A 20,926-nucleotide genomic window follows, 5' to 3' on the forward strand; every position below is an offset into this window, starting at 1 on the left:
TGCCTGGCTCTGAACAGAAACATATTCTAAAAAGGAATTATAGTTATTTAAATAATTCTCTTTACAAATTTTACAGGATACGGCTATAATTAGTCAATAGAAGTCAATAGAAAAAGAAATGGAGGAACAGGTTCATGGGAATGACTATGACACAAAAGATTCTTGCGGCACACGCAGGTCTTTCAGAAGTAAAGGCAGGACAGCTGATTGAAGCGGATTTAGACCTTGTACTTGGAAATGATATTACATCTCCGGTTGCAATTCATGAGATGGATAAGATGACAGTAAAAACTGTATTTGATAAGGATAAGATTGCACTTGTACCGGACCATTTTGTACCGAATAAGGATATTAAGTCTGCCGAGCATTGCAAATGTGTCAGACAATTTGCGATGAAGCATGATATTACAAATTACTTTGAAGTGGGACAGATGGGTATTGAACATGCACTGCTTCCGGAACAGGGACTTACGGTTGCAGGCGACGTTATTATCGGTGCAGATTCACATACCTGTACATACGGTGCGCTCGGCGCATTTTCTACAGGTGTAGGTTCAACGGATATGGCTGCCGGCATGGCAACAGGCAAGGCATGGTTTAAAGTACCGTCTGCAATTAAATTTGTACTGACAGGCAAGCCAAAGAAGTGGGTTAGCGGAAAAGATGTTATTTTACATATTATCGGCATGATTGGCGTAGACGGCGCGCTGTATAAGTCTATGGAATTTACAGGAGACGGCATTGCCAATCTGACAATGGACGACCGTTTTACGATTGCAAACATGGCAATCGAAGCCGGCGGAAAGAACGGTATCTTCCCGGTTGACGATTTGACAAGAGCATATATGAAGGAACATTCAAAGAGACCGTTTGTAGAATATACAGCAGATGACGATGCAGAGTACGAACAGGTTATCAATATTGATTTATCAGAAATTGAACCGACAGTTTCTTTTCCGCATCTTCCTGAAAATACACATGTAGTAGGAAGCTTTGACGACATTAAGATTGACCAGGTCGTTATCGGTTCCTGCACAAACGGACGTATTGACGATTTACGCTGTGCGGCAAAGATTTTAGAAGGCAGAAAAGTGGCAAAGGGACTGCGTGTTATTGTTATTCCGGCAACACAGAAGATTTATATGCAGGCAATCGAAGAAGGACTGGTTCAGACATTTATCCGTGCGGGCGCAGTAGTCAGCACACCGACCTGTGGACCATGTCTTGGCGGTTATATGGGTATCCTTGCAGAAGGAGAACGCTGTGTATCTACAACTAACCGTAACTTTGTAGGACGTATGGGACATGTAGACTCTGAAATTTATCTTGCGAGCCCGGCAGTTGCAGCAGCAAGTGCGGTTACAGGTAAAATCAGCCAGCCGTCAGACCTTGGATTATAAGAATCGTATCAGAATGGAGGAACAACATGAAAGCAGAAGGCAGAGTATTTAAGTATGGCGATAATGTAGATACAGATGTTATCATTCCGGCAAGATATCTGAATTCATCAGACCCGGCAGAACTCGCAACGCATTGTATGGAAGATATTGATAAGGATTTTGTAAAAAAGGTTCAGAAAGGTGACATTATCGTTGCCAATAAGAACTTTGGCTGTGGTTCATCCAGAGAACATGCGCCAATTGCAATTAAGGCAGCAGGTGTAAGCTGTGTTATTGCAGAAACCTTTGCAAGAATTTTCTACCGCAATTCCATCAATATCGGTCTTCCGATTATCGAATGTCCGGAAGCTGCAAAGGCAATTGAAGCCGGTGATGAGGTGGAAGTGGATTTTGACAGCGGCGTGATTACCGATAAAACAACAGGAAAGTCTTACACCGGTCAGGCATTTCCTGAATTTATGCAGAAGATTATCAAAGCAGAAGGTCTGATTAATTACATTAACCAGAAGTAAAATGATAAAAGTGTCTGTGCAGGCAGGTATCGCAGTATAATCTGTGTCTGCACAAAATAGTAAAAGCGGCAGAAATTCTTGAATCTATGATTTGAATTTCTGCCGCTTTTTAGTAAGTGAGTCCTAACTGTTCGATATAGCGGCGGAATCTGCGTGAAATTTTTACCGTATTATAAATAGAAGCGTATTCGATGTGGGACAGTCCTTCAATATAATTCCGGGTGTAGTTCTTAAAATCCGGCAGCTGTTCTGCAAGTAAATCAATGGCGCGGTTATAGGCAATCGCGGCTTCATTTTCCGACGTATAAGTGCCGATGGTATAGTTGCCGTTAATGTGGATACGGGTTTTGTATAAAATCCGTCCGTTTTTTTCAATCTGTTCTACGCCGTTGTACCGGTTGACAATGGCAACATTGGAATAGCGGAAATCGTGTTCGTCACCGTTGCGGAATAAATAATCCTTTCCTTTTACGGAGTGGCTGCGGATACCGAAGCGTGCTAAAATACTGGTCTGCATACCGAAGTCATTGACAAAAAAATAACCGCCGCGGCTCATGATTTTGTGTCCTGAATAGTAAAATAAATCTTCAATATCAAAAGTTAGCACAATTTCCGGTGAAAAAAAGTATAAAAAATATTTATCACACAGATAAACCGGTGTTTTAATATAAATGTTATTATCCCGGAGATTCAAAAGAATCATAAATTTTTCAAAAGCCAGTGCAGAAGTGCAGGAGGAGTAGCTTGTTATTTTTTCTGCAGCATTGACAAAATGGGAACTTTTTTCATCCCGCACAATGGCATTGGCTTCGGAATAGACGGCGGCAGCAGTCTTGTAATCGTCAAAGCTTCCAAGACTGATATGTTTATTCTGACAGGTCAGCGATACCCGGTAGTATTCGGTGCCGTCTTTTTTATATGCTGTATAAACCCCTGTTGCCATAACGTCCTCTCCTTTTGTAGATATTTTAATGTATCCGGTTCTGCGATAAGAGTGGATTCGCGCTGCCTGCGTAAAAGCTCCCCCTCACGTATCTGTAAAAGATTGTAACATAAAATACATAAATACAAAATACCTTAAAAGCTATTGTGTTTCCAAAAATCCTGTTGTATAATGTCAACTGAATACTGTTTTAAGCAGAATTTGAATGAAAATATAAAGGTGGAAGAAAAGAATGAGTTTGTTTTACAGAAGTACCAGAGACGACAGCGTAAAGGTTACTGCATCACAGGCAATTTTAAAGGGTCTTGCGGCAGACGGTGGTTTATACGTACCGGAGCAGATTCCGGCATTGGATAAGAGCTTTGAAGAATTATCAAAGATGTCTTATCAGGAAGTGGCATATGAAGTGATGAAGCTGATGCTTGATGACTTTACAGAGGAAGAATTAAAGAACTGCATTAACAAAGCATATGATTCAAAGTTTGACACAAAGGTCATTGCACCGCTTGTAAAGGCTGATGGCGCATACTATTTAGAATTGTTCCACGGTTCAACAATTGCGTTTAAAGATATGGCATTATCCATTCTGCCACATTTACTGATTACTTCTGCAAAGAAAAACAACGTAAAGAATGAAATTGTAATTCTGACTGCAACTTCAGGAGATACAGGAAAGGCTGCTCTTGCAGGATTTGCTGACGTTAAAGGAACTAAGATCATCGTGTTCTATCCAAAGCATGGTGTCAGTCCGATTCAGGAAAAGCAGATGGTAACCCAGAAGGGTGACAATACCTATGTAATCGGTATCAATGGCAATTTTGATGATGCACAGACCGGTGTTAAGAAGATTTTCGGTGATAAAGAACTTGAAAAGGTCATGAATGAAGCCGGATACCAGTTCTCCTCTGCCAATTCTATCAATATCGGACGTCTGGTTCCGCAGATTGTTTACTATGTATATGCTTATGCACGCCTGCTCGCAGACGGTGAAGTAAAGGCAGGGGAAGCAATCAATGTGGTTGTGCCGACCGGTAACTTCGGTAATATTTTAGCAGCATTTTATGCAAAGAATATGGGACTTCCAATTCACAAACTGATTTGTGCTTCCAATGAAAATAAAGTACTGTATGATTTCTTTACAACCGGTATATATGACAGAAACAGAGAATTTGTCCTGACAACTTCTCCGTCAATGGATATTTTGATTTCAAGCAACTTAGAGCGTCTGATTTACCGTATTGCAGGTAACAGTGCTGAAAAGAATGCGTCACTTATGCAGTCCTTAAAGGAATCAGGAAAGTATGAAATTACAGATGATATGAAAGCACAGCTTTCGGACTTCTACGGTAATTACGCAACAGAAGCAGAAGATGCGGCAATGATTAAGAAGCTGTATGAAGATACAGGATATGTAATTGATACCCATACAGCAGTTGCAGCATCTGTCTATGAAAAGTATCAGAAGGAAACCGGTGATACCACAAAGACAGTGATTGCATCAACAGCCAGCCCATATAAGTTTACAAGAAGCGTGATGGATGCGATTGACAATAAGTATGATGTAATGTCTGATTTTGAGCTGGTAGATGAGCTTTCTAAGCTTTCTAAGGTAAAAGTTCCGCAGGCGATTGAAGACATCAGAACAGCGCCGGTACTGCACGATACTATATGTGATGTTGATAAGATGTGCGATAATGTAAAAAGAATTTTACATATTTAATTAGATACATTCATTTGAATTGGAGTCATCTGACAGGAAAAAATGTCAGATGACCCCAATCTTTTGTTGCAAAAAAGTGATTTATGATATATAATGTCAAAGTTGCAGATTTTATAAAAGGAAACAGAATTATGAGAAAATTAACGACGTTTCATTATGTTGACATTCACAGCCATATTTTATATGGTGTCGATGACGGTCCGGATAATATTGAAACCAGTATTGAGATGATGAAAATTGCATATGATGAGGGTATTCGCAAGATTGTGGCAACACCACATTATCATCCTGGTAAATGTACAATGGGATACGAACAGCTGCGCAGAAATTTTGAACTGTTTAAAGAACAGATGAAAGATGTATGCCCTGAGATTGAACTGGCACTTGGCAGGGAAATTTATTATACTTCGGATATTTTAGATGATCTCGAAGCACAGGCGCATCTGACAATGGAAGATTCCAAGTATATTTTAATAGAATATCATCCGACTGTGGAATATTCTTATCTGCGTACCAGTATCAGCAATGTGATGCAGATGGGCTATACGCCTGTTATTGCGCATATTGAACGCTATATGTGCGTATTGGAAGACTGGAAGCTGGCTTTGGAATTAAAGAACATGGGGGCTGTCATTCAGGTGAATGCGGGTTCTGTTATCGGGGATTCCGGAAGTAAGGTGAAAAAGTTTATCAAAAGACTGTTAAAAGAAGAAATCGTGGATGTTATCGGAACAGATGCACACAGTAATGGAAGAAGATCGCCTAGAATTCAGGAATGCGCAAAGTATATCTGCCGCAAATTTGATGAGGATTATGCGAAGGCACTGCTGCGTGATAATGCAGAACGGATTCTTAAAGGTGAATATTTGGAGGACTAGAAGAATATGGAAAATTCGATGAAGAATAATGACGAAATTGAAATCGATTTACGACAGATTTTTATCGTTATTATGAGTAAGATTGCAATTATTCTCTTAGTGGGAGTGATTTTCGGTCTGGCGGCATTTATTGGAAGTAAACTGCTTTTAAAGCCGGTGTATCAGTCACAGACGAGCCTGTATGTGTTAAATAAGCAGAGCCAGGGAACAACAACATTAAGTGATTTGCAGTCATCAACACAGCTGACACAGGATTATATGATTCTTGTAAAAAGCCGTACCGTAACAGAAAAGGTTATCAGTGACCTTGGGTTAAATACGACAAATGAAAAGCTTGCAAAGCAAATCAGCGTATCCACACCATCTGACAGCCGTGTGCTTGAGATTACGGTTTCTAACAACGACCAGTATGAAGCAAAAAGAATCGCAGATAAAGTAGCGGAAATTTCAGCAGATTCTATTTGTGATATTATGCAGATTGAAAAGGTCAATGTATTTGAGGAAGCAAATATTTCTGAAAAGCCGTCAAGCCCGAACTGCTTAAAAAATGCAATCATCGCATTTGTATTAGGCATGGTGCTTGCAATTGCCATTGTTGTTATACGATTTGTAATGAATGATACCATTAATACATCTGAAGATATTGAGAAATATCTTGGAATCAGTACCCTTGCATTGATTCCTTTATCAGAAGATTTAGATGACAGTGCGGAAGCTGCGGCAAAGAGAAAGAAGCATAAGCACAGTTCTTCAAAGAAGGGAGATAAGTAATGCCTACAGTTAACATTGAAAGACTCAGAAAGTTAGATTACCGCTGTAACGAAGCTTATAAGACATTGAGAACCAATATCCAGCTGTGTGGTTCTGATATGAAAGTAATTATGTTTACAAGTTCTACACCGAATGAAGGAAAATCCAGTGTTTCTTTTAATCTGGCGGTATCACTTGCAGAATCCGGCAAAAAGGTAATTTTCATTGATGCTGATTTAAGAAAATCCGTTCTTGTCGGCAGATATAAGATTAATAAGGCTATTAAAGGACTCACTCATTTCCTGTCCGGCATGAATAAATTTGAAGAAGTAATCTGTACAACGAATGTAGATAATCTGTATGTAGTATTCTCCGGAATCGTTCCGCCAAACCCTTCGGAACTTTTGGCGAACAATTCATTTGATGCACTTGTAAAGGCGCTCAGGGATACTTATGATTATGTGATTATTGATACACCGCCGCTTGGCAGTGTTACAGATGCAGCGATTGTCGCACAGAAATGTGACGGTGCAGTGCTGGTTGTTGCAGCGCATATGGTTAATTATAAGTTCGTCCAGAAACAGTTAGAACAGCTTAAAATGACAAAGTGCAAGATTCTCGGAAGCGTTCTGAATAAAGTAGACCTTGCCGGAGATAGTTACTATGGCAAATACTATGGCAATTATTATGGCAAGTATTACGGCAATTACAGTCATGGTGATAAGGAATAATGCATAGCTGATATAACATGGAAGTTTAACCATTTCACGGAGGAGGAAACAAATGGAAAAAAAGCAGGGCGTTATTATAGCATTACTGGCTGTGTGCGTGTTCTTTTCGGTTATCATCGCGGCGATGTATCTGACCTCAGACAGAACTGCTCCGGTAATTACTGTAGATGAATCCAAGGTCAGACCGTATTCGGCAGAGCAGGGCGAAGAAGTGCTTAAAAGTTATGCAAAGGCAGTCGATGCAAAAGACGGTGATGTAAGCAGCAGCATTGTCATTGAAAATATCTATATTATGCCGGATATGACAAGGGCAAAAGTGATTTTTGCGGCAAGAGACCATAATAATAATGTATCAAAATACAGTTATATGATTGCATATGAAGCGAGCCAAGAAGAAATTGAAGCAAAAGAACAGCTGACCCAGGCAGAAACAACCACGGCAGCCGAGACGGAAAAGACAGAGACAGACAGTACAAAGAATGCTTCAAAGACGACAGAAGCGGAAAAGACAACTGCAGAGAGCGAAGCAGAAACAACTGCAGGCGGACCAAAGATTGTTTTATCGGCAACAGAAGCGACGGTTGAAGCGGGAAACAGCTTTAATGTGATGAAGTATATTTCATCTATTACGGATGATAAAGATACAGAGGATACATTATCCAGAAGAATTATAGTTAACGGTACATACAGTACTTCAAAATCAGGTACATATACATTGGATGTATATTGTACGGATTCAGATCTGAATGAATCAAACCACGTGGCATTTACACTGAACGTTAAATAAGAAAAAAATCAGATAATCCCCGGAGAGCATGCTGCTTTTCCGGGGATTTCTGCTGTTCATCTGCAATTTATGTATTTTATAAATAATTTATAGAAAAAATTTGAGATTGTTGTTGACAATACGGGGGTGTAGTGATATTTTAAGTATATCGATGTTAGCACTCCACCTAAATGAGTGCTAACAAGATAAGAAGGGAGCAGATGCCATGGAGCTGGATGATAGAAAATTAAAGATTTTAAAAGCTGTCATACAGAACTATCTTGAAACGGGTGAACCGGTTGGCTCAAGAACCATTTCAAAATATACCGATTTAAAATTAAGTTCGGCAACAATACGAAATGAGATGGCAGACCTCGAAGAATTAGGATACATTGTACAGCCGCATACCTCGGCAGGGCGGATTCCTACCGATAAAGGCTACCGCTTATATGTGGACGATTTAATGGCACAGAAAAAGCAGGAGTTAGAAGACCGGGAAAGCAAAGTGTCCGACAGAGAAAAAGAGGTTGATTCCATGCGGGATATTTTAAATGAAAAGGTAGACCGTGTAGAGGAACTGCTTCAGAATGTAGCGAAAGTTCTGGCAAAGGATACGAACTATGCAACAATGATTACAGCACCGCAGGTAAAAGGCAATAAACTGAAATTTGTACAGCTTTCTCAATTGGAGAGTGATAAGATTTTAGCAGTTATTGTAATGGAAGGCAATATTATCCGTAATAAAGTGATTGATGTCAGTGAGGCACTTTCACAGGAAAATATTTTAAAGCTGAACATTCTGTTAAATACTACACTGACGGGGCTGACATTGGAACAGATGAATTTAAGCATCGTATCCAAGATGGAGAATCAGGCAGGAGAGCATATGCAGCTTGTTAAAGAAGTGCTGGATGCCATTGTTGAAGCAATCAGCAATGAAGACCAGTTAGAGATTTATACAAGCGGTGCAACGAATATTTTTAAGTATCCGGAATTAAGTGATTCTGTCAAAGCGAGTGAGCTTATATATACTTTGGAAGAAAAGCAGAGCCTTTCAGGATTGATTGCAGACCAGCAGTCGGGGAAAGACAAAGAAGCGGACGACCATGGTATTCAGGTATATATAGGAAATGAAACACCGGTTGCTTCCATGAAGGACTGCAGTGTTGTTACGGCAACCTATGAATTGCAGGACGGTTTGAAAGGGACAATCGGAATTATCGGACCAAAGCGGATGGATTATGAAAAGGTTGTAGAATCGTTAAAGACAATCCAGACGCAGATGGACGAGGTTTTTAAGAAAACATAGGAAAGGTTGGTAAGAAAGTGTCTAAAAAAGAAGAAAAGAAAAATAGTAAAGAGTCTGTCGATGATGTAAAGATGACAGAAAAAGACGCTGATGCCGCTAAAACTGCTGGAGCAGAAGACGATGGCACGCAGGCACAGAAAGAAAACACTGATGCCGAAAATCCGAAGGAAGCGAGTCAATCATCCGAATCGCAGTCTGCCGATGGAATAGATACAAAGAAAAAGGATGCGAAGGACGCATTGATTGAAGAACTTCAGGATAAAGTAAAACGCCAGATGGCGGAATTTGATAATTTCAGAAAGAGAACTGAGAAGGAAAAGTCTTCCATGTTTGAAATGGGTGCTTCCGATATGATTAAGAAGCTTCTTCCAATCGTTGATAACTTTGAAAGAGGTTTCAATTCAATTTCAGAAGAAGAAAGAGAAACACCATTTGCAAAGGGCATGGATATGGTCTATAAGCAGACCATGAAGATGTTAGAAGATTCTGATGTCAAGCCGATTGAAGCACTCGGCATGGAATTTAATCCTGAACTGCACAATGCAGTGATGCATGTGGAAGATGATTCAGTCGGTGAAGGAATTATCGTTGAAGAATTCGAAAAGGGTTACACATACAGAGAAACCGTAATCCGCCATTCAATGGTAAAGGTTGCAAATTAATCAGTAAATGATGGGCAGAAGCCCTTAAGAAAGGAAGATAACTATGGGAAAGATTATTGGTATTGACTTAGGTACTACAAACTCATGCGTAGCAGTTATGGAAGGCGGTAAGCCGGTTGTTATCGCAAACACAGAAGGTCTTAGAACAACACCTTCAATTGTTGCATTTACAAAGAACGGAGAAAGACTTGTTGGTGATCCTGCAAAGCGTCAGGCTGTAACAAATGCAGACAAGACAATTTCTTCTATTAAAAGACATATGGGTACTGATTACAAGGTGGAAATCGAAGGTAAGAAGTACTCACCACAGGAAATTTCAGCCATGATTTTACAGAAATTAAAAGCTGATGCTGAAAACTATTTAGGTGAAAAGGTAACGGAAGCCGTTATCACGGTTCCTGCTTATTTCAACGATGCACAGCGTCAGGCAACAAAGGATGCCGGTAAGATTGCAGGTCTTGATGTAAAGAGAATTATCAACGAGCCGACAGCTGCAGCTTTAGCTTACGGTCTTGATAACGAAAACGAACAGAAGATTATGGTATATGACCTCGGTGGTGGTACATTCGATGTGTCTATTATCGAAATCGGTGACGGCGTTATCGAAGTTCTTGCAACAGCAGGTAACAACAGACTCGGTGGTGATGACTTTGATAATGTAATCACACAGTATATGTTAGAGGACTTCAAGGCAAAGGAAGGCGTAGACCTTTCTAAGGATACAATGGCACTCCAGAGATTAAAGGTTGCAGCAGAACAGGCTAAGAAGGAATTATCAAGCGCTACAACAACCAATATCAACCTGCCATATATTACTGCAACAGCAGAAGGTCCAAAGCATTTTGATATGACTCTTACAAGAGCTAAATTTGATGAATTAACACATGAACTGGTTGAAAAGACAGCAGAACCTGTACGTAACGCATTAAATGATGCAGGTCTTACCGCTTCAGACCTTTCAAAGGTACTCTTAGTCGGTGGTTCTACAAGAATTCCTGCTGTACAGGATAAGGTAAAACAGCTCACAGGCCATGAACCAAGCAAGACTTTAAATCCTGATGAATGTGTTGCAATCGGTGCATCTATCCAGGGTGGTAAGTTAGCAGGAGATGCCGGTGCCGGTGAAATCCTTCTTCTGGATGTTACACCTCTGTCACTTTCTATCGAAACAATGGGCGGTATTGCTACAAGACTGATTGAGAGAAATACAACAATTCCTACAAAGAAGAGCCAGATTTTCTCAACAGCAGCAGATAACCAGACAGCCGTTGATATCAACGTTGTACAGGGTGAAAGACAGTTCGCGAAGGATAACAAGTCCCTTGGACAGTTCAGACTGGATGGTATTCCGCCGGCAAGACGTGGCGTACCTCAGATTGAAGTTACATTCGATATCGATGCCAACGGTATTGTAAATGTATCTGCTAAGGATTTAGGAACAGGTAAGGAACAGCATATTACAATCACAGCAGGTTCTAATATGTCTGATGAAGATATCGATAAGGCAGTTAAGGAAGCTGCTGAGTACGAAGCACAGGATAAGAAACGTAAGGAAGCGATTGAAGTCCGCAACGATGCAGATTCAATGGTATTCCAGACACAGAAAGCCTTAGATGAAGCCGGAGATAAGTTAGATGCAAATGATAAGGCAGCTGTAGAAGCAGACTTAAATGCATTAAAGGCACTTGTTGAGGGCAGCGATGCTGAAAACATGACAGATTCACAGGTAGATGAAATTAAGGCAGCAAAAGAAAAGTTAATGGAAAGCGCCCAGAAGCTTTTCGCTAAGCTTTATGAAGCACAGCAGGCAGCCGGTGCTGGAGCAGCCGGTGCAGGTCCTGATATGGGAGCCGGTGCTGGTGCAGATGCCGGAGCAGCCGGTGCAAATCCTTACGGTGATGACGTTGTTGATGGTGATTACAAGGAAGTATAAGGTTTGAAACATTTGCTTCAGGTAAAACTGCATGGGGGAATTTCCCTCATGCAGTTTTAAGCGTATAAAAAGAAAGGTAAAAGTTATGGCAGATAAAAGAGATTATTATGAGGTCTTAGGCGTTTCACGCGATGCAGACGATGCGACCATCAAAAAGGCATACCGTAAGCTTGCAAAAAAATACCACCCGGATATCAATCCCGGAGATAAAGAAGCGGAAGCAAAGTTTAAGGAAGCTTCGGAAGCATATGCTGTATTAAGTGATGCACAGAAAAGAAAGCAGTATGACCAGTTTGGTCATGCGGCCTTTGAAAATGGCGGCGGCGGTGGCGCAGGCGGTTTTGATTTCGGCGATATGGGCGACATTTTCGGCGATATTTTCGGCGGCGGTGACATCTTTGGCGATTTATTCGGCGGCGGAAGAAGACGTAACAGCAACGGTCCGATGCGCGGCGCTGATGTAAGAACAACCGTTAGAATTACATTTGCAGAATCCGTAACCGGTACAAGCAAAAAGATCGATGTGAATTTAAAAGAAACCTGTACAAAGTGTAACGGAAGCGGTGCAAAGCCGGGAACACAGCCTGAAACCTGTGGTAAGTGCGGCGGTAAGGGTAAGATTGCCTATACACAGCAGTCTATTTTAGGCATGGTAAGAAATGTACAGCCATGTCCGGACTGTCACGGAACCGGCAAGATTATTAAAGAGAAGTGTCCGGACTGCTATGGCACAGGTTACATCAGCACAAAGAAGACGATTGAAGTCACAATTCCTGCGGGTATTGACAACGGTCAGTGTGTCAGAATCCAGGGTAAGGGCGAACCGGGTACGAACGGCGGCGCAAGAGGTGATTTACTGGTAGCAGTGATGATTGCCGCAGAACCTGGCTTTGAACGTGACGGCTACAACATTTTCTCAAATGTGACAATCAGCTATCCGACGGCTGTTCTTGGCGGTGAAGTTAAGGTAAAGACGGTTGACGGTGAAGTGCTTTATGAAGTAAAGCCAGGAACGGCATCCGGCACGAGAGTCCGTTTAAGAGGAAAAGGCATGCCGACACTGCGCAACAAAAATGTGCGCGGCGACCACTACATTACACTGGTTGTTGATATTCCGACAAGGCTTACCAACGAACAGAAAGAAGCTCTTGCAGCATATGATAAGCTGCTGACAGGTGAAGAAAAGCATATTAAGAAAAAAGGTTTTTTTAAGTAAAATAAACTTAATATATAAAGGGACAGTACAGCGTAGTGCTTTTTGCTTAAAATCTGCGCATACTGTCCTTTTTATGTCTGCGAACTGTGCAGCAGTCTTGCATAGATGCCCGTATTTGTGGTATATTAATTTATTATGATGTGCCTGAAATATGGGCGGCAGGTATGATTAAATGGAAATGAGGGCTATCAATGAATTTAAAAGAAATAACTACAGCATTGGATCAGCTGGATTTAAGTAAATACGAACTGATAAAAAAAGAAGAAATTGCAGATATTCATTCGGCAGGACTGCTGTTAAAGCATAAGAAAAGCGGTGCAAGAGTTGTTGTGCTGTCTAATGACGATGAAAATAAGGTGTTTTCCATCGGCTTTAAGACACCGCCGTTTAACGATACGGGACTTCAGCACATTATGGAACATTCCACACTGTGCGGTTCCAGAAAATATCCGGTCAAAGACCCGTTTGTGGAACTGTGCAAGGGCTCATTAAACACATTTTTAAATGCAATGACCTACCCGGACAAGACGGTGTATCCGGTGGCAAGCTGTAATCTGGCAGATTTTAAGAATATTACGGATGTCTATATGGATGCGGTATTTTATCCGAATATCTATCAGAGAGAGCAGATTTTTAAGCAGGAGGGCTGGCATTACGAATTAGACAGTATCGACAGTCCGTTAAAGTACAACGGTGTTGTGTTTAATGAAATGAAGGGCGTATATTCCTCACCGGACGATGTGCTTTCCAGAGATACGTTTGTATCTTTATTTCCGGATACGGCATACCGTTTTGAATCCGGTGGAGAACCGTCGCATATCCCGGAACTTTCTTATGAAGATTTTCTGGCATACCACAAAAAATGGTATCACCCGGCGAACAGTTATATCTATCTGTACGGTGATTTTGATGTGCAGGAGCGCCTTGATTATCTGGATAACGAATATTTAAAGAATTTTGATGCAAACGATGTGCAGATTGATGCGGATATCGCGATGCAGAGGCCGTTTGATATATTAAAGGAAGAAACACATTACTATGCGGTGACAGAAGATGAACCGCTTGAGAATAATACTTATTTATCTTACAACAAGGTGGTCGGAACGGCACTGGATAAAAAGCTGTATCTTGCAATGCAGATATTAGATTACGTGCTGGTTATGGCGCCGGGGGCTAAGTTAAAGCAGGCATTGATTGATAAAGGAATCGGAACGGATATTTACAGCAGTCTGGAATCCTCCGTATTACAGCCGGTTTATTCAATTGTTGCCAAAAATGCGGAAGAATCCCAGAAGAAGGCATTTGTTGATACGATTGAAGAAGTGCTGCGTGATATTGCAAAAAACGGCATTGACAAACGTATGGCACTTGCGGGCATGAATTATTATGAATTTAAGTTCCGTGAAGCGGACTACGGGGCATACCCGAAGGGACTGATGTATTATCTGACGATGATGGACAGCTGGCTTTACGATGAAAATGAACCGTTTATCCATGTTCAGGCACTGGATACATTTGCACAGCTTCGCAAAGAACTGGACGAGGGGCTTTTTGAAGAGCTGATTCAGAAATATTTACTTGACAACAGCCATGGCAGTCTGATTGCATTAGTGCCAAAGCGCGGACTGGAAGAAGAAAAAGCGGCAGAGGAAGCAAAGCGGCTTGAAACGTATAAAAACAGTCTTTCAAAGGAAGAGCTGGAAGCCATTGTGGCAGATACGGCGGCATTAAAGGCTTATCAGGACGAGCCGTCTCCACAGGAAGAACTCGAACGGATTCCGATGTTAAAGCTGTCAGACATTGAAAGAGAGCCGGCAAAGCTTTATATTGATAAAAAGAGTATTGCAGATGTGGATGTGATTCATCACAACCTGTTTACGAATCAGATTGCGTATCTGATGCTGGCATTTGACTGTAAGAAAGTGCCGGACGAACTGCTTCCGTATGTGGGACTGTTAAGCTCTGTTCTGGGACTTATGGATACGCATAAGCATACCTACCCGGAATTAACGAATGAAATCAACATCAATTCCGGCGGGATAGCTACGGACGCGGCTATTTATACGGACAGTAAAGACTTTTCAAAATACACGGTCATGTATGAAGTCAAGGGCAAGGTTTTATATGAAAAACTGCCGTTTGTACTGGAAATGATGCATGAAATCATTTATGAAACAAAGTTTGAAGATGAAAAGCGTCTGCGTGAGATTATTGCACGGATTAAGTCGAGAATGGAAAGCAATATGACAGGAAGCGGGCATACCGTGGCAATGCTTTCGGCAATGGCACAGTTCTCACCGTCCAGCTACTATTCTGACATCCTGCGCGGATATCAGTATTATGAGTTTATCGAAAAGGCAGACCGGGATTTTGACAGTATGAAAGAAATGCTTGCTGAGAATTTGAAGCGTACAGCGGCGCTGATTTTTACAAAGGAAAATCTGACGGTCAGCTTTACGGCAGAAGATGACGGACTGGAGCTGTTACAAAAGCCGATGACGGAATTTGTTGCAAAACTGGCACAGTTACAGGAAAAAGATGCGGTAAGAACCTTTAGACCGGTAAAGGAAAAAACAGCGTATACTTCTTCATCACAGGTACAGTACGTGGCAAGATGCGGTAACTACCGTAAGGCAGGGTATGAGTATACAGGGGCATTAAAGGTGCTTAAAATTATATTCTCGTATGATTACCTGTGGTTAAATGTCCGTGTAAAGGGCGGTGCATACGGCTGCATGAGCGGATTTTACCGCAATGGCGATACGTACATGGTATCGTACCGTGACCCGAATCTCGCCGAAACCAACACCATCTTTGAGCAGGCAGCAGAATATGTCCGCCGGTTTGATGTCAGTGAGAGGGATATGGTGAAGTTCATCATCGGAACAATCGGCGGCATGGATACACCGATGAATCCGGCATCAAAGGGCGTGCGTTCTTTCGGTGCATATATCTGTCATACAGAATACGCACAGTTAAAAAAGGAACGTGAGGAAGTGTTGAATGCGACAAAAGAGTCTATTCGAGCATTGGCGCCGCTCATTGAAACCGCGGTTTCACAGGACTATCTGTGTGTAGTCGGCAATAATGCTAAAATCCGTGAAAATGAGCAGATGTTTGAAAAAATAGAACCATTATACTTATGATGTCAGGGAGGATTTATGAATTTAGATGAAATGCTGGCGGCAAGTGGTATCAGCGGTGGTGCGGCTGCGGTCAATGGAAATACAAAATCGGGCTTTGTAACATTTGTGGGACGTCCGAATGTCGGGAAATCGACACTGATGAACCGGTTAATCGGACAGAAAATTGCGATTACATCCAATAAGCCGCAGACAACCCGTAACAAAATACAGACAGTTTTTACCGATGAACGCGGGCAGATTGTATTTGTTGATACACCGGGTATTCACAAGGCAAAAAATAAGCTGGGTGAATATATGGTCGGTGCGGCAGAAAAAACGATTGGTGAAGTCGATGTGATCTGCTGGCTGGTAGAACCGACAACGTTTATCGGTGCAGGAGAACAGCACATTATTGAAAAGTTAAAAAAGGTGAAAGCACCGGTTATTTTAGTCATTAATAAGGTGGATACGATTAAGAAAGAAGAAATTCTGCCGGTTATTGACCGCTATAAAAATGAAGTGGATTTTGTGGAAATTATTCCGGTTTCCGCAAGAAACGGCGACAATACCGATGATTTAATCAATGCGATTTTCCAGTATCTGCCGTACGGTCCGATGTATTATGACGAAGATACGATTACAGACCAGCCGATGCGCCAGATTGTATCCGAGCTGATTCGTGAAAAGGCACTGCATGCCTTAAACGAGGAAATTCCACATGGAATCGCGGTTGTCATTGACAGCATGAAAGAAAGAAAATCCCCGAAGGGTCTAATTACGGATATTCAGGCAACGATTATCTGTGAGCGTGATTCGCACAAGGGTATCATTATCGGCAAGGGTGGTCAGATGTTAAAGAAAATCGGTGCCAATGCCCGTTATGAAATTGAACGCCAGTTAGAAACAAAGGTAAACCTCCAGCTTTGGGTAAAGGTAAAAAAAGAATGGCGCGACAGTGATATTCTGATTAAAAACTTCGGATATGACAAGAAAAAAGACGAATAGCAGATGTGAAGCGGTATGGGAGATATTACAGAAGTAACCGGCATGATTTTATCGTCTATGCCGGTCGGTGAATTTGACAGGCGGGTGGTGCTGCTGACCAAAGAGCGCGGAAAGATTTCCGCTTTTGCCAAGGGTGCAAGAAAACCAAACAGTCCGCTGGTGGGAATTACCCGTGCCTTTATATTCGGAACGTTTCAGGTCTATGAAGGGAGAACTTCCTATACGATACGGCAGGCGTCCATTACACATTACTTTGAGGCGGTTATTTCGGATCTGGATGCGGTCTGCTATGCCTGTTATTTTGCAGAGATTGCGGATTATTACGGCAGGGAAAATCTTGATGCGGCAGATATGCTCAATCTCCTATATGTTTCGTTAAAGGCGCTGGCAAACAAAAAGATTCCGGATACACTGGTAAAATGTATTTTTGAATTAAGAATGATTGCCTTAAACGGCGAGTGTCCGGAAGTGTTTGCATGTAAGAATTGCGGCGGTACACAGGACTTAGATACGTATTCGATGACGGCGGACGGCATTTACTGCCATGCGTGTCACGGACAGGCGCCGGACGGCATACAGTTAGAAGAATCTACCGTATACACGCTCCAGTATATTGTCACGGCACCGCTTGAAAAGCTGTATACGTTTACAGTCAGTGAAAATGTACTCACGGAATTGAAAATGGTTTTAAAGCGTATCTGTGCAAAGCATTTGGATAAGCAGATGAAATCCGAAGCCATGCTGCCGGGGTAAAGTAAGCCGGGATACAGGACACGGACATATGTTCGTGCTCCGCGTTTCGGATATGTGCCTGTAAAATGACGGACTGCGGCAGAGCCGTACAGAAATAAGAATAAAAAGAGGATAAAGGATATGTCAGATATGTCACACAATCATCAGAAGAAAATAGCGGTTATCAACGATATGTCCGGGTTTGGGCGTTGTTCAATTGCTGTGGAGCTGCCGGTCATTTCGGCAATGAAGGTTCAGTGCTGTCCACTGCCAACGTCGATTTTTTCCAATCACACGGGTTTTGAAAGCTTCTTTTTTGATGATTATACAGATAAAATGGAAGACTATATGCAGGAGTGGGTGAAACTGGGATTGCAGTTTAACGGCATCTGCACGGGCTTTTTAGGCTCGGCACGCCAGATACGGATTGTGGAGCATTTTCTGTCACTGTTTCAGACAAAAGACAACATTACCATTATCGATCCGGTGATGGGCGATTACGGAAAAATGTATCCGACCTATACGCAGGAAACCTGTGAGGAAATGAAAAAGCTGGTGACACATGCGGATATTTTAACACCGAATCTGACAGAAGGCTGTATCCTTTCCGGAATGGCATATCATGAAAGCTGGACCAAAAAAGAGCTGACCCATATGGCAGAGCTTTTAGCGGAAACAGGACCGGAAAAAATTGTTATCACAGGTATCCAGCAGGGGAAATATGTGGCGAATTTCTGTTATGAAATGGGGCAGGAGGGCTATTTTATCAAGACCGAAAAGGCAGGGATGTCCCGTTCCGGCACGGGTGATATTTTCAGTGCCATTATTGCGGCAGATGCGGTCAACGGTGTGGATTTCCACGATTCGGTGAAAAAAGCATCCGCATTTATTAAAAAATGTATTTTGAAATCTATGGAAATGGACATTCCGCTGACAGACGGTGTCTGCTTTGAGGAACTGCTCACTACCTTAAAATAAAGATATGGAAAAGGAGATTATACGATGGAAATTCTTTATAAGGTACATAATAATCTGTACGTCAATCTGACAAATAAATGTCCGTATGCCTGTACGTTCTGTCTGAGGCAGACGATGGACAGAATCGGAGAATCCGACAGACTGTGGCTGGAAAGAGAGCCGTCTGTGGAAGAAGTAAAAAAAGAATTTGAAAAGTTTGATATGACACAGTACAACGAAGTGGTGTTTTGTGGCTTTGGTGAGCCGACAGAGCGTTTTGATGCGTTAAAAGAGATTGCGGCATTTGTCAAAGAAAAATATAACAAGCCTATCCGTATCAATACCAACGGTGCAGGCAGTCTGATTAACGGACGTGACATCGCACCGGAATTAAAGGGACTTGTAGACACGGTATCCGTCAGCTTAAACCATCCGGAAAAAGAGGAGTATTTAAAGCTCGTCAGAAGTAAATTCGGGGAAGAATCCTTTGATGCGATGCTTTCATTTGCAAAAGCGTGTACAAAATACGTACCGCATGTTGTTATGACAACCGTAGATACGACCATCAGTCACGAACAGGAAGCACAGTGTCAAAAGATTTGCGATGAAATCGGCGCGGCATACAGAATCCGCCCGTGGGAAGACTAGTGTGAACAATCCTTAAATCAAAGATTGTTGACACGGATATTTGCGCTGTGAATAGCACAAATATCCATATATAGTAATCGCGGCTTTGTAAGAAAGCCGCTCAGAAGAAGAATATGGTCTTGTCAGAATGATAAAAATAGTATAAAATTGTTGCATGTTTATGCGGAGTGTAAGCGCATAAAAGAAAAAGGATAGAGAAGAATGAGCCGCAGGTGCGGAGGAATGGAGATTAGAAATGGAAAAGACAATGGAAAAGATTGTAGCCTTAGCAAAGGCAAGAGGATTTGTGTATCCGGGTTCAGAAATTTACGGTGGACTTGCTAATACATGGGACTACGGCAATCTGGGTGTAGAATTAAAGAATAATGTGAAAAAAGCATGGTGGCAGAAGTTCGTTCAGGAAAGTCCGTACAATGTCGGCGTGGACTGTGCAATTTTAATGAACCCTCAGACATGGGTTGCTTCAGGGCACCTTGGCGGATTCTCTGATCCGTTAATGGATTGTAAGGAATGTCATGAAAGATTCCGTGCCGATAAGCTGATTGAAGACTGGGCAGATGAGAATAAGTTTGATTTAGGCGGTTCTGTAGACGGCTGGACACAGGAACAGATGAAGAATTTCATTGACGAACACGAAATCAACTGTCCGACCTGCGGAAAGCACAACTTTACAGAAATCAGACAGTTTAACCTGATGTTTAAGACATTCCAGGGTGTTACGGAAGATGCAAAGAATACCGTTTATTTAAGACCGGAAACAGCACAGGGTATTTTCGTCAACTTTAAAAATGTACAGAGAACATCCAGAAAGAAAGTACCGTTTGGTATCGGTCAGATTGGTAAGTCTTTCAGAAATGAAATTACACCGGGTAACTTCACATTCCGTACCAGAGAATTTGAACAGATGGAACTTGAATTCTTCTGCAAGCCGGGAACAGACTTGGAGTGGTTTACATATTGGAGACAGTACTGCATCGACTGGTTACAGAAGCTGGGAATCAAGGAAGATGAAATGCGTGCAAGAGATCATTCTCCGGAAGAATTATGCTTCTACAGCAAGGGAACAACGGATATTGAATTCTTATTCCCATTCGGCTGGGGCGAGCTCTGGGGTATTGCCGACAGAACAGATTACGATTTGACACAGCATCAGACCGTATCCGGTGAAGATATGTCTTATTTTGATGATGAAGCAAAGGAAAAGTACATTCCATACGTTATCGAGCCTTCACTGGGGGCAGACCGTGTAACACTTGCATTCCTGTGTTCTGCATATGATGAGGAAGAATTAGAAGGCGGTGACGTAAGAACCGTGCTTCATTTCCATCCGGCACTGGCACCGGTTAAAATCGGTGTGCTTCCGCTGTCTAAGAAGTTAAATGAAGGCGCAGAAAAGGTGTTTGCTGAACTTTCAAAGACTTATAACTGTGAATTCGATGACAGAGGAAATATCGGTAAGAGATACAGAAGACAGGATGAAATCGGTACACCGTTCTGCATTACATACGACTTTGATTCAGAAGAAGATAATGCCGTAACGGTACGTAACAGAGATACAATGGAACAGGAACGTGTAAAGATTGCTGATTTAAAGGCATATTTCGCAGACAAATTTACATTTTAATATGTGAGAGGAATC

Annotated in this window: 18 protein-coding genes; 17 read left to right on the plus strand and 1 reads right to left on the minus strand. The window is 41.8% G+C overall.

Annotated features, from left to right (window positions below):
- The first annotated feature begins 134 nt into the window (after positions 1–134).
- Together leuC and leuD are read left to right on the plus strand one after the other, a co-directional pair.
- Positions 135–1,400: a 3-isopropylmalate dehydratase large subunit gene (leuC, locus tag WMO37_RS00845; protein ID WP_022432768.1), complete on the plus strand. Its 1,266-nt coding sequence runs from the start codon at positions 135–137 to the stop codon at positions 1,398–1,400.
- A gap of 26 nt (positions 1,401–1,426) precedes the next feature.
- Positions 1,427–1,912, plus strand: coding sequence for a 3-isopropylmalate dehydratase small subunit (leuD, locus tag WMO37_RS00850; protein ID WP_022432767.1), 486 nt, complete (start codon positions 1,427–1,429; stop codon positions 1,910–1,912).
- A 109-nt stretch (positions 1,913–2,021) separates the two neighbouring features.
- Here leuD and WMO37_RS00855 read toward each other — a convergent pair whose 3' ends face one another.
- The gene (locus WMO37_RS00855) at positions 2,022–2,855 is read right to left on the minus strand and encodes a hypothetical protein (RefSeq protein WP_349154026.1); all 834 of its coding nucleotides are present in this window, start codon (positions 2,853–2,855) and stop codon (positions 2,022–2,024) included.
- 232 nt (positions 2,856–3,087) lie between these two features.
- Here WMO37_RS00855 and thrC point away from each other — a divergent pair, with 232 nt between their 5' ends.
- The 15 genes from thrC (at position 3,088) to WMO37_RS00930 (ending at position 20,911) form a co-directional block, all read left to right on the plus strand.
- Positions 3,088–4,575, plus strand: a complete 1,488-nt coding sequence (gene thrC / locus WMO37_RS00860) for a threonine synthase (RefSeq protein WP_349154027.1) — start codon at positions 3,088–3,090, stop codon at positions 4,573–4,575.
- A gap of 131 nt (positions 4,576–4,706) precedes the next feature.
- On the plus strand, positions 4,707–5,453 hold the full coding sequence (locus tag WMO37_RS00865) for a CpsB/CapC family capsule biosynthesis tyrosine phosphatase (RefSeq protein WP_349154028.1): 747 nt from the start codon (positions 4,707–4,709) through the stop codon (positions 5,451–5,453).
- Positions 5,454–5,459: 6 nt separating this feature from the next.
- Positions 5,460–6,224 (plus strand): YveK family protein, encoded by a 765-nt coding sequence (locus WMO37_RS00870; protein WP_349154029.1) that lies wholly within the window; start codon positions 5,460–5,462, stop codon positions 6,222–6,224.
- Positions 6,224–6,934 (plus strand): polysaccharide biosynthesis tyrosine autokinase, encoded by a 711-nt coding sequence (locus WMO37_RS00875; RefSeq protein ID WP_227089572.1) that lies wholly within the window; start codon positions 6,224–6,226, stop codon positions 6,932–6,934. The genes WMO37_RS00870 and WMO37_RS00875 overlap by 1 nt, the downstream gene beginning before the upstream one ends.
- Positions 6,935–6,986: 52 nt before the next feature.
- The gene (locus WMO37_RS00880; protein ID WP_349154030.1) at positions 6,987–7,721 is read left to right on the plus strand and encodes a hypothetical protein; all 735 of its coding nucleotides are present in this window, start codon (positions 6,987–6,989) and stop codon (positions 7,719–7,721) included.
- A gap of 205 nt (positions 7,722–7,926) precedes the next feature.
- Positions 7,927–9,009 (plus strand): heat-inducible transcriptional repressor HrcA, encoded by a 1,083-nt coding sequence (gene hrcA, locus WMO37_RS00885; protein WP_022432761.1) that lies wholly within the window; start codon positions 7,927–7,929, stop codon positions 9,007–9,009.
- Between the two features lie 71 nt (positions 9,010–9,080).
- Complete coding sequence (gene grpE, locus WMO37_RS00890) at positions 9,081–9,671, plus strand: nucleotide exchange factor GrpE (protein WP_264473923.1); 591 nt, start codon at positions 9,081–9,083, stop codon at positions 9,669–9,671.
- 43 nt (positions 9,672–9,714) lie between these two features.
- On the plus strand, positions 9,715–11,604 hold the full coding sequence (gene dnaK, locus WMO37_RS00895; protein ID WP_022432759.1) for a molecular chaperone DnaK: 1,890 nt from the start codon (positions 9,715–9,717) through the stop codon (positions 11,602–11,604).
- 85 nt (positions 11,605–11,689) lie between these two features.
- Positions 11,690–12,820, plus strand: a complete 1,131-nt coding sequence (gene dnaJ, locus WMO37_RS00900; RefSeq protein ID WP_349154031.1) for a molecular chaperone DnaJ — start codon at positions 11,690–11,692, stop codon at positions 12,818–12,820.
- Between the two features lie 191 nt (positions 12,821–13,011).
- A complete protein-coding gene (locus WMO37_RS00905) occupies positions 13,012–15,966 on the plus strand; it encodes an insulinase family protein (RefSeq protein ID WP_349154032.1) in 2,955 nt (984 codons plus the stop codon).
- A gap of 30 nt (positions 15,967–15,996) precedes the next feature.
- Entirely contained in the window at positions 15,997–16,950 is a 954-nt protein-coding gene (era, locus tag WMO37_RS00910; RefSeq protein WP_436970245.1) for a GTPase Era, read from the plus strand.
- A 15-nt stretch (positions 16,951–16,965) separates the two neighbouring features.
- Positions 16,966–17,703 carry a DNA repair protein RecO gene (gene recO, locus WMO37_RS00915; RefSeq protein ID WP_349154034.1) on the plus strand — a complete coding sequence of 246 codons (738 nt, stop codon included), beginning with the start codon at positions 16,966–16,968 and terminating at the stop codon, positions 17,701–17,703.
- Positions 17,704–17,823: 120 nt separating this feature from the next.
- Positions 17,824–18,660: a pyridoxamine kinase gene (locus tag WMO37_RS00920; RefSeq protein ID WP_349154035.1), complete on the plus strand. Its 837-nt coding sequence runs from the start codon at positions 17,824–17,826 to the stop codon at positions 18,658–18,660.
- A gap of 24 nt (positions 18,661–18,684) precedes the next feature.
- Entirely contained in the window at positions 18,685–19,287 is a 603-nt protein-coding gene (locus WMO37_RS00925; RefSeq protein WP_022432753.1) for a TIGR04100 family radical SAM protein, read from the plus strand.
- A gap of 235 nt (positions 19,288–19,522) precedes the next feature.
- On the plus strand, positions 19,523–20,911 hold the full coding sequence (locus tag WMO37_RS00930; protein WP_349154036.1) for a glycine--tRNA ligase: 1,389 nt from the start codon (positions 19,523–19,525) through the stop codon (positions 20,909–20,911).
- The last annotated feature ends 15 nt before the right edge of the window (positions 20,912–20,926 follow it).

This window comes from Lachnospira intestinalis (assembly GCF_040095895.1).
Classification (GTDB): Bacteria; Bacillota; Clostridia; order Lachnospirales; family Lachnospiraceae; genus Lachnospira; species Lachnospira intestinalis.

Excerpts from the sequence above, each read along its gene's own strand:
- leuC (WP_022432768.1), top strand. The coding sequence starts at position 135 with ATGGGAATGACTATGACACAAAAGATTCTTGCGGCACACGCAGGTCTT.
- leuD (WP_022432767.1), top strand. The coding sequence starts at position 1,427 with ATGAAAGCAGAAGGCAGAGTATTTAAGTATGGCGATAATGTAGATACA.
- WMO37_RS00855 (WP_349154026.1), bottom strand. The coding sequence starts at position 2,855 with ATGGCAACAGGGGTTTATACAGCATATAAAAAAGACGGCACCGAATAC.
- thrC (WP_349154027.1), top strand. The coding sequence starts at position 3,088 with ATGAGTTTGTTTTACAGAAGTACCAGAGACGACAGCGTAAAGGTTACT.
- WMO37_RS00865 (WP_349154028.1), top strand. The coding sequence starts at position 4,707 with ATGAGAAAATTAACGACGTTTCATTATGTTGACATTCACAGCCATATT.
- WMO37_RS00870 (WP_349154029.1), top strand. The coding sequence starts at position 5,460 with ATGGAAAATTCGATGAAGAATAATGACGAAATTGAAATCGATTTACGA.
- WMO37_RS00875 (WP_227089572.1), top strand. The coding sequence starts at position 6,224 with ATGCCTACAGTTAACATTGAAAGACTCAGAAAGTTAGATTACCGCTGT.
- WMO37_RS00880 (WP_349154030.1), top strand. The coding sequence starts at position 6,987 with ATGGAAAAAAAGCAGGGCGTTATTATAGCATTACTGGCTGTGTGCGTG.
- hrcA (WP_022432761.1), top strand. The coding sequence starts at position 7,927 with ATGGAGCTGGATGATAGAAAATTAAAGATTTTAAAAGCTGTCATACAG.
- grpE (WP_264473923.1), top strand. The coding sequence starts at position 9,081 with ATGACAGAAAAAGACGCTGATGCCGCTAAAACTGCTGGAGCAGAAGAC.
- dnaK (WP_022432759.1), top strand. The coding sequence starts at position 9,715 with ATGGGAAAGATTATTGGTATTGACTTAGGTACTACAAACTCATGCGTA.
- dnaJ (WP_349154031.1), top strand. The coding sequence starts at position 11,690 with ATGGCAGATAAAAGAGATTATTATGAGGTCTTAGGCGTTTCACGCGAT.
- WMO37_RS00905 (WP_349154032.1), top strand. The coding sequence starts at position 13,012 with ATGAATTTAAAAGAAATAACTACAGCATTGGATCAGCTGGATTTAAGT.
- era (WP_436970245.1), top strand. The coding sequence starts at position 15,997 with ATGCTGGCGGCAAGTGGTATCAGCGGTGGTGCGGCTGCGGTCAATGGA.
- recO (WP_349154034.1), top strand. The coding sequence starts at position 16,966 with ATGGGAGATATTACAGAAGTAACCGGCATGATTTTATCGTCTATGCCG.
- WMO37_RS00920 (WP_349154035.1), top strand. The coding sequence starts at position 17,824 with ATGTCAGATATGTCACACAATCATCAGAAGAAAATAGCGGTTATCAAC.
- WMO37_RS00925 (WP_022432753.1), top strand. The coding sequence starts at position 18,685 with ATGGAAATTCTTTATAAGGTACATAATAATCTGTACGTCAATCTGACA.
- WMO37_RS00930 (WP_349154036.1), top strand. The coding sequence starts at position 19,523 with ATGGAAAAGACAATGGAAAAGATTGTAGCCTTAGCAAAGGCAAGAGGA.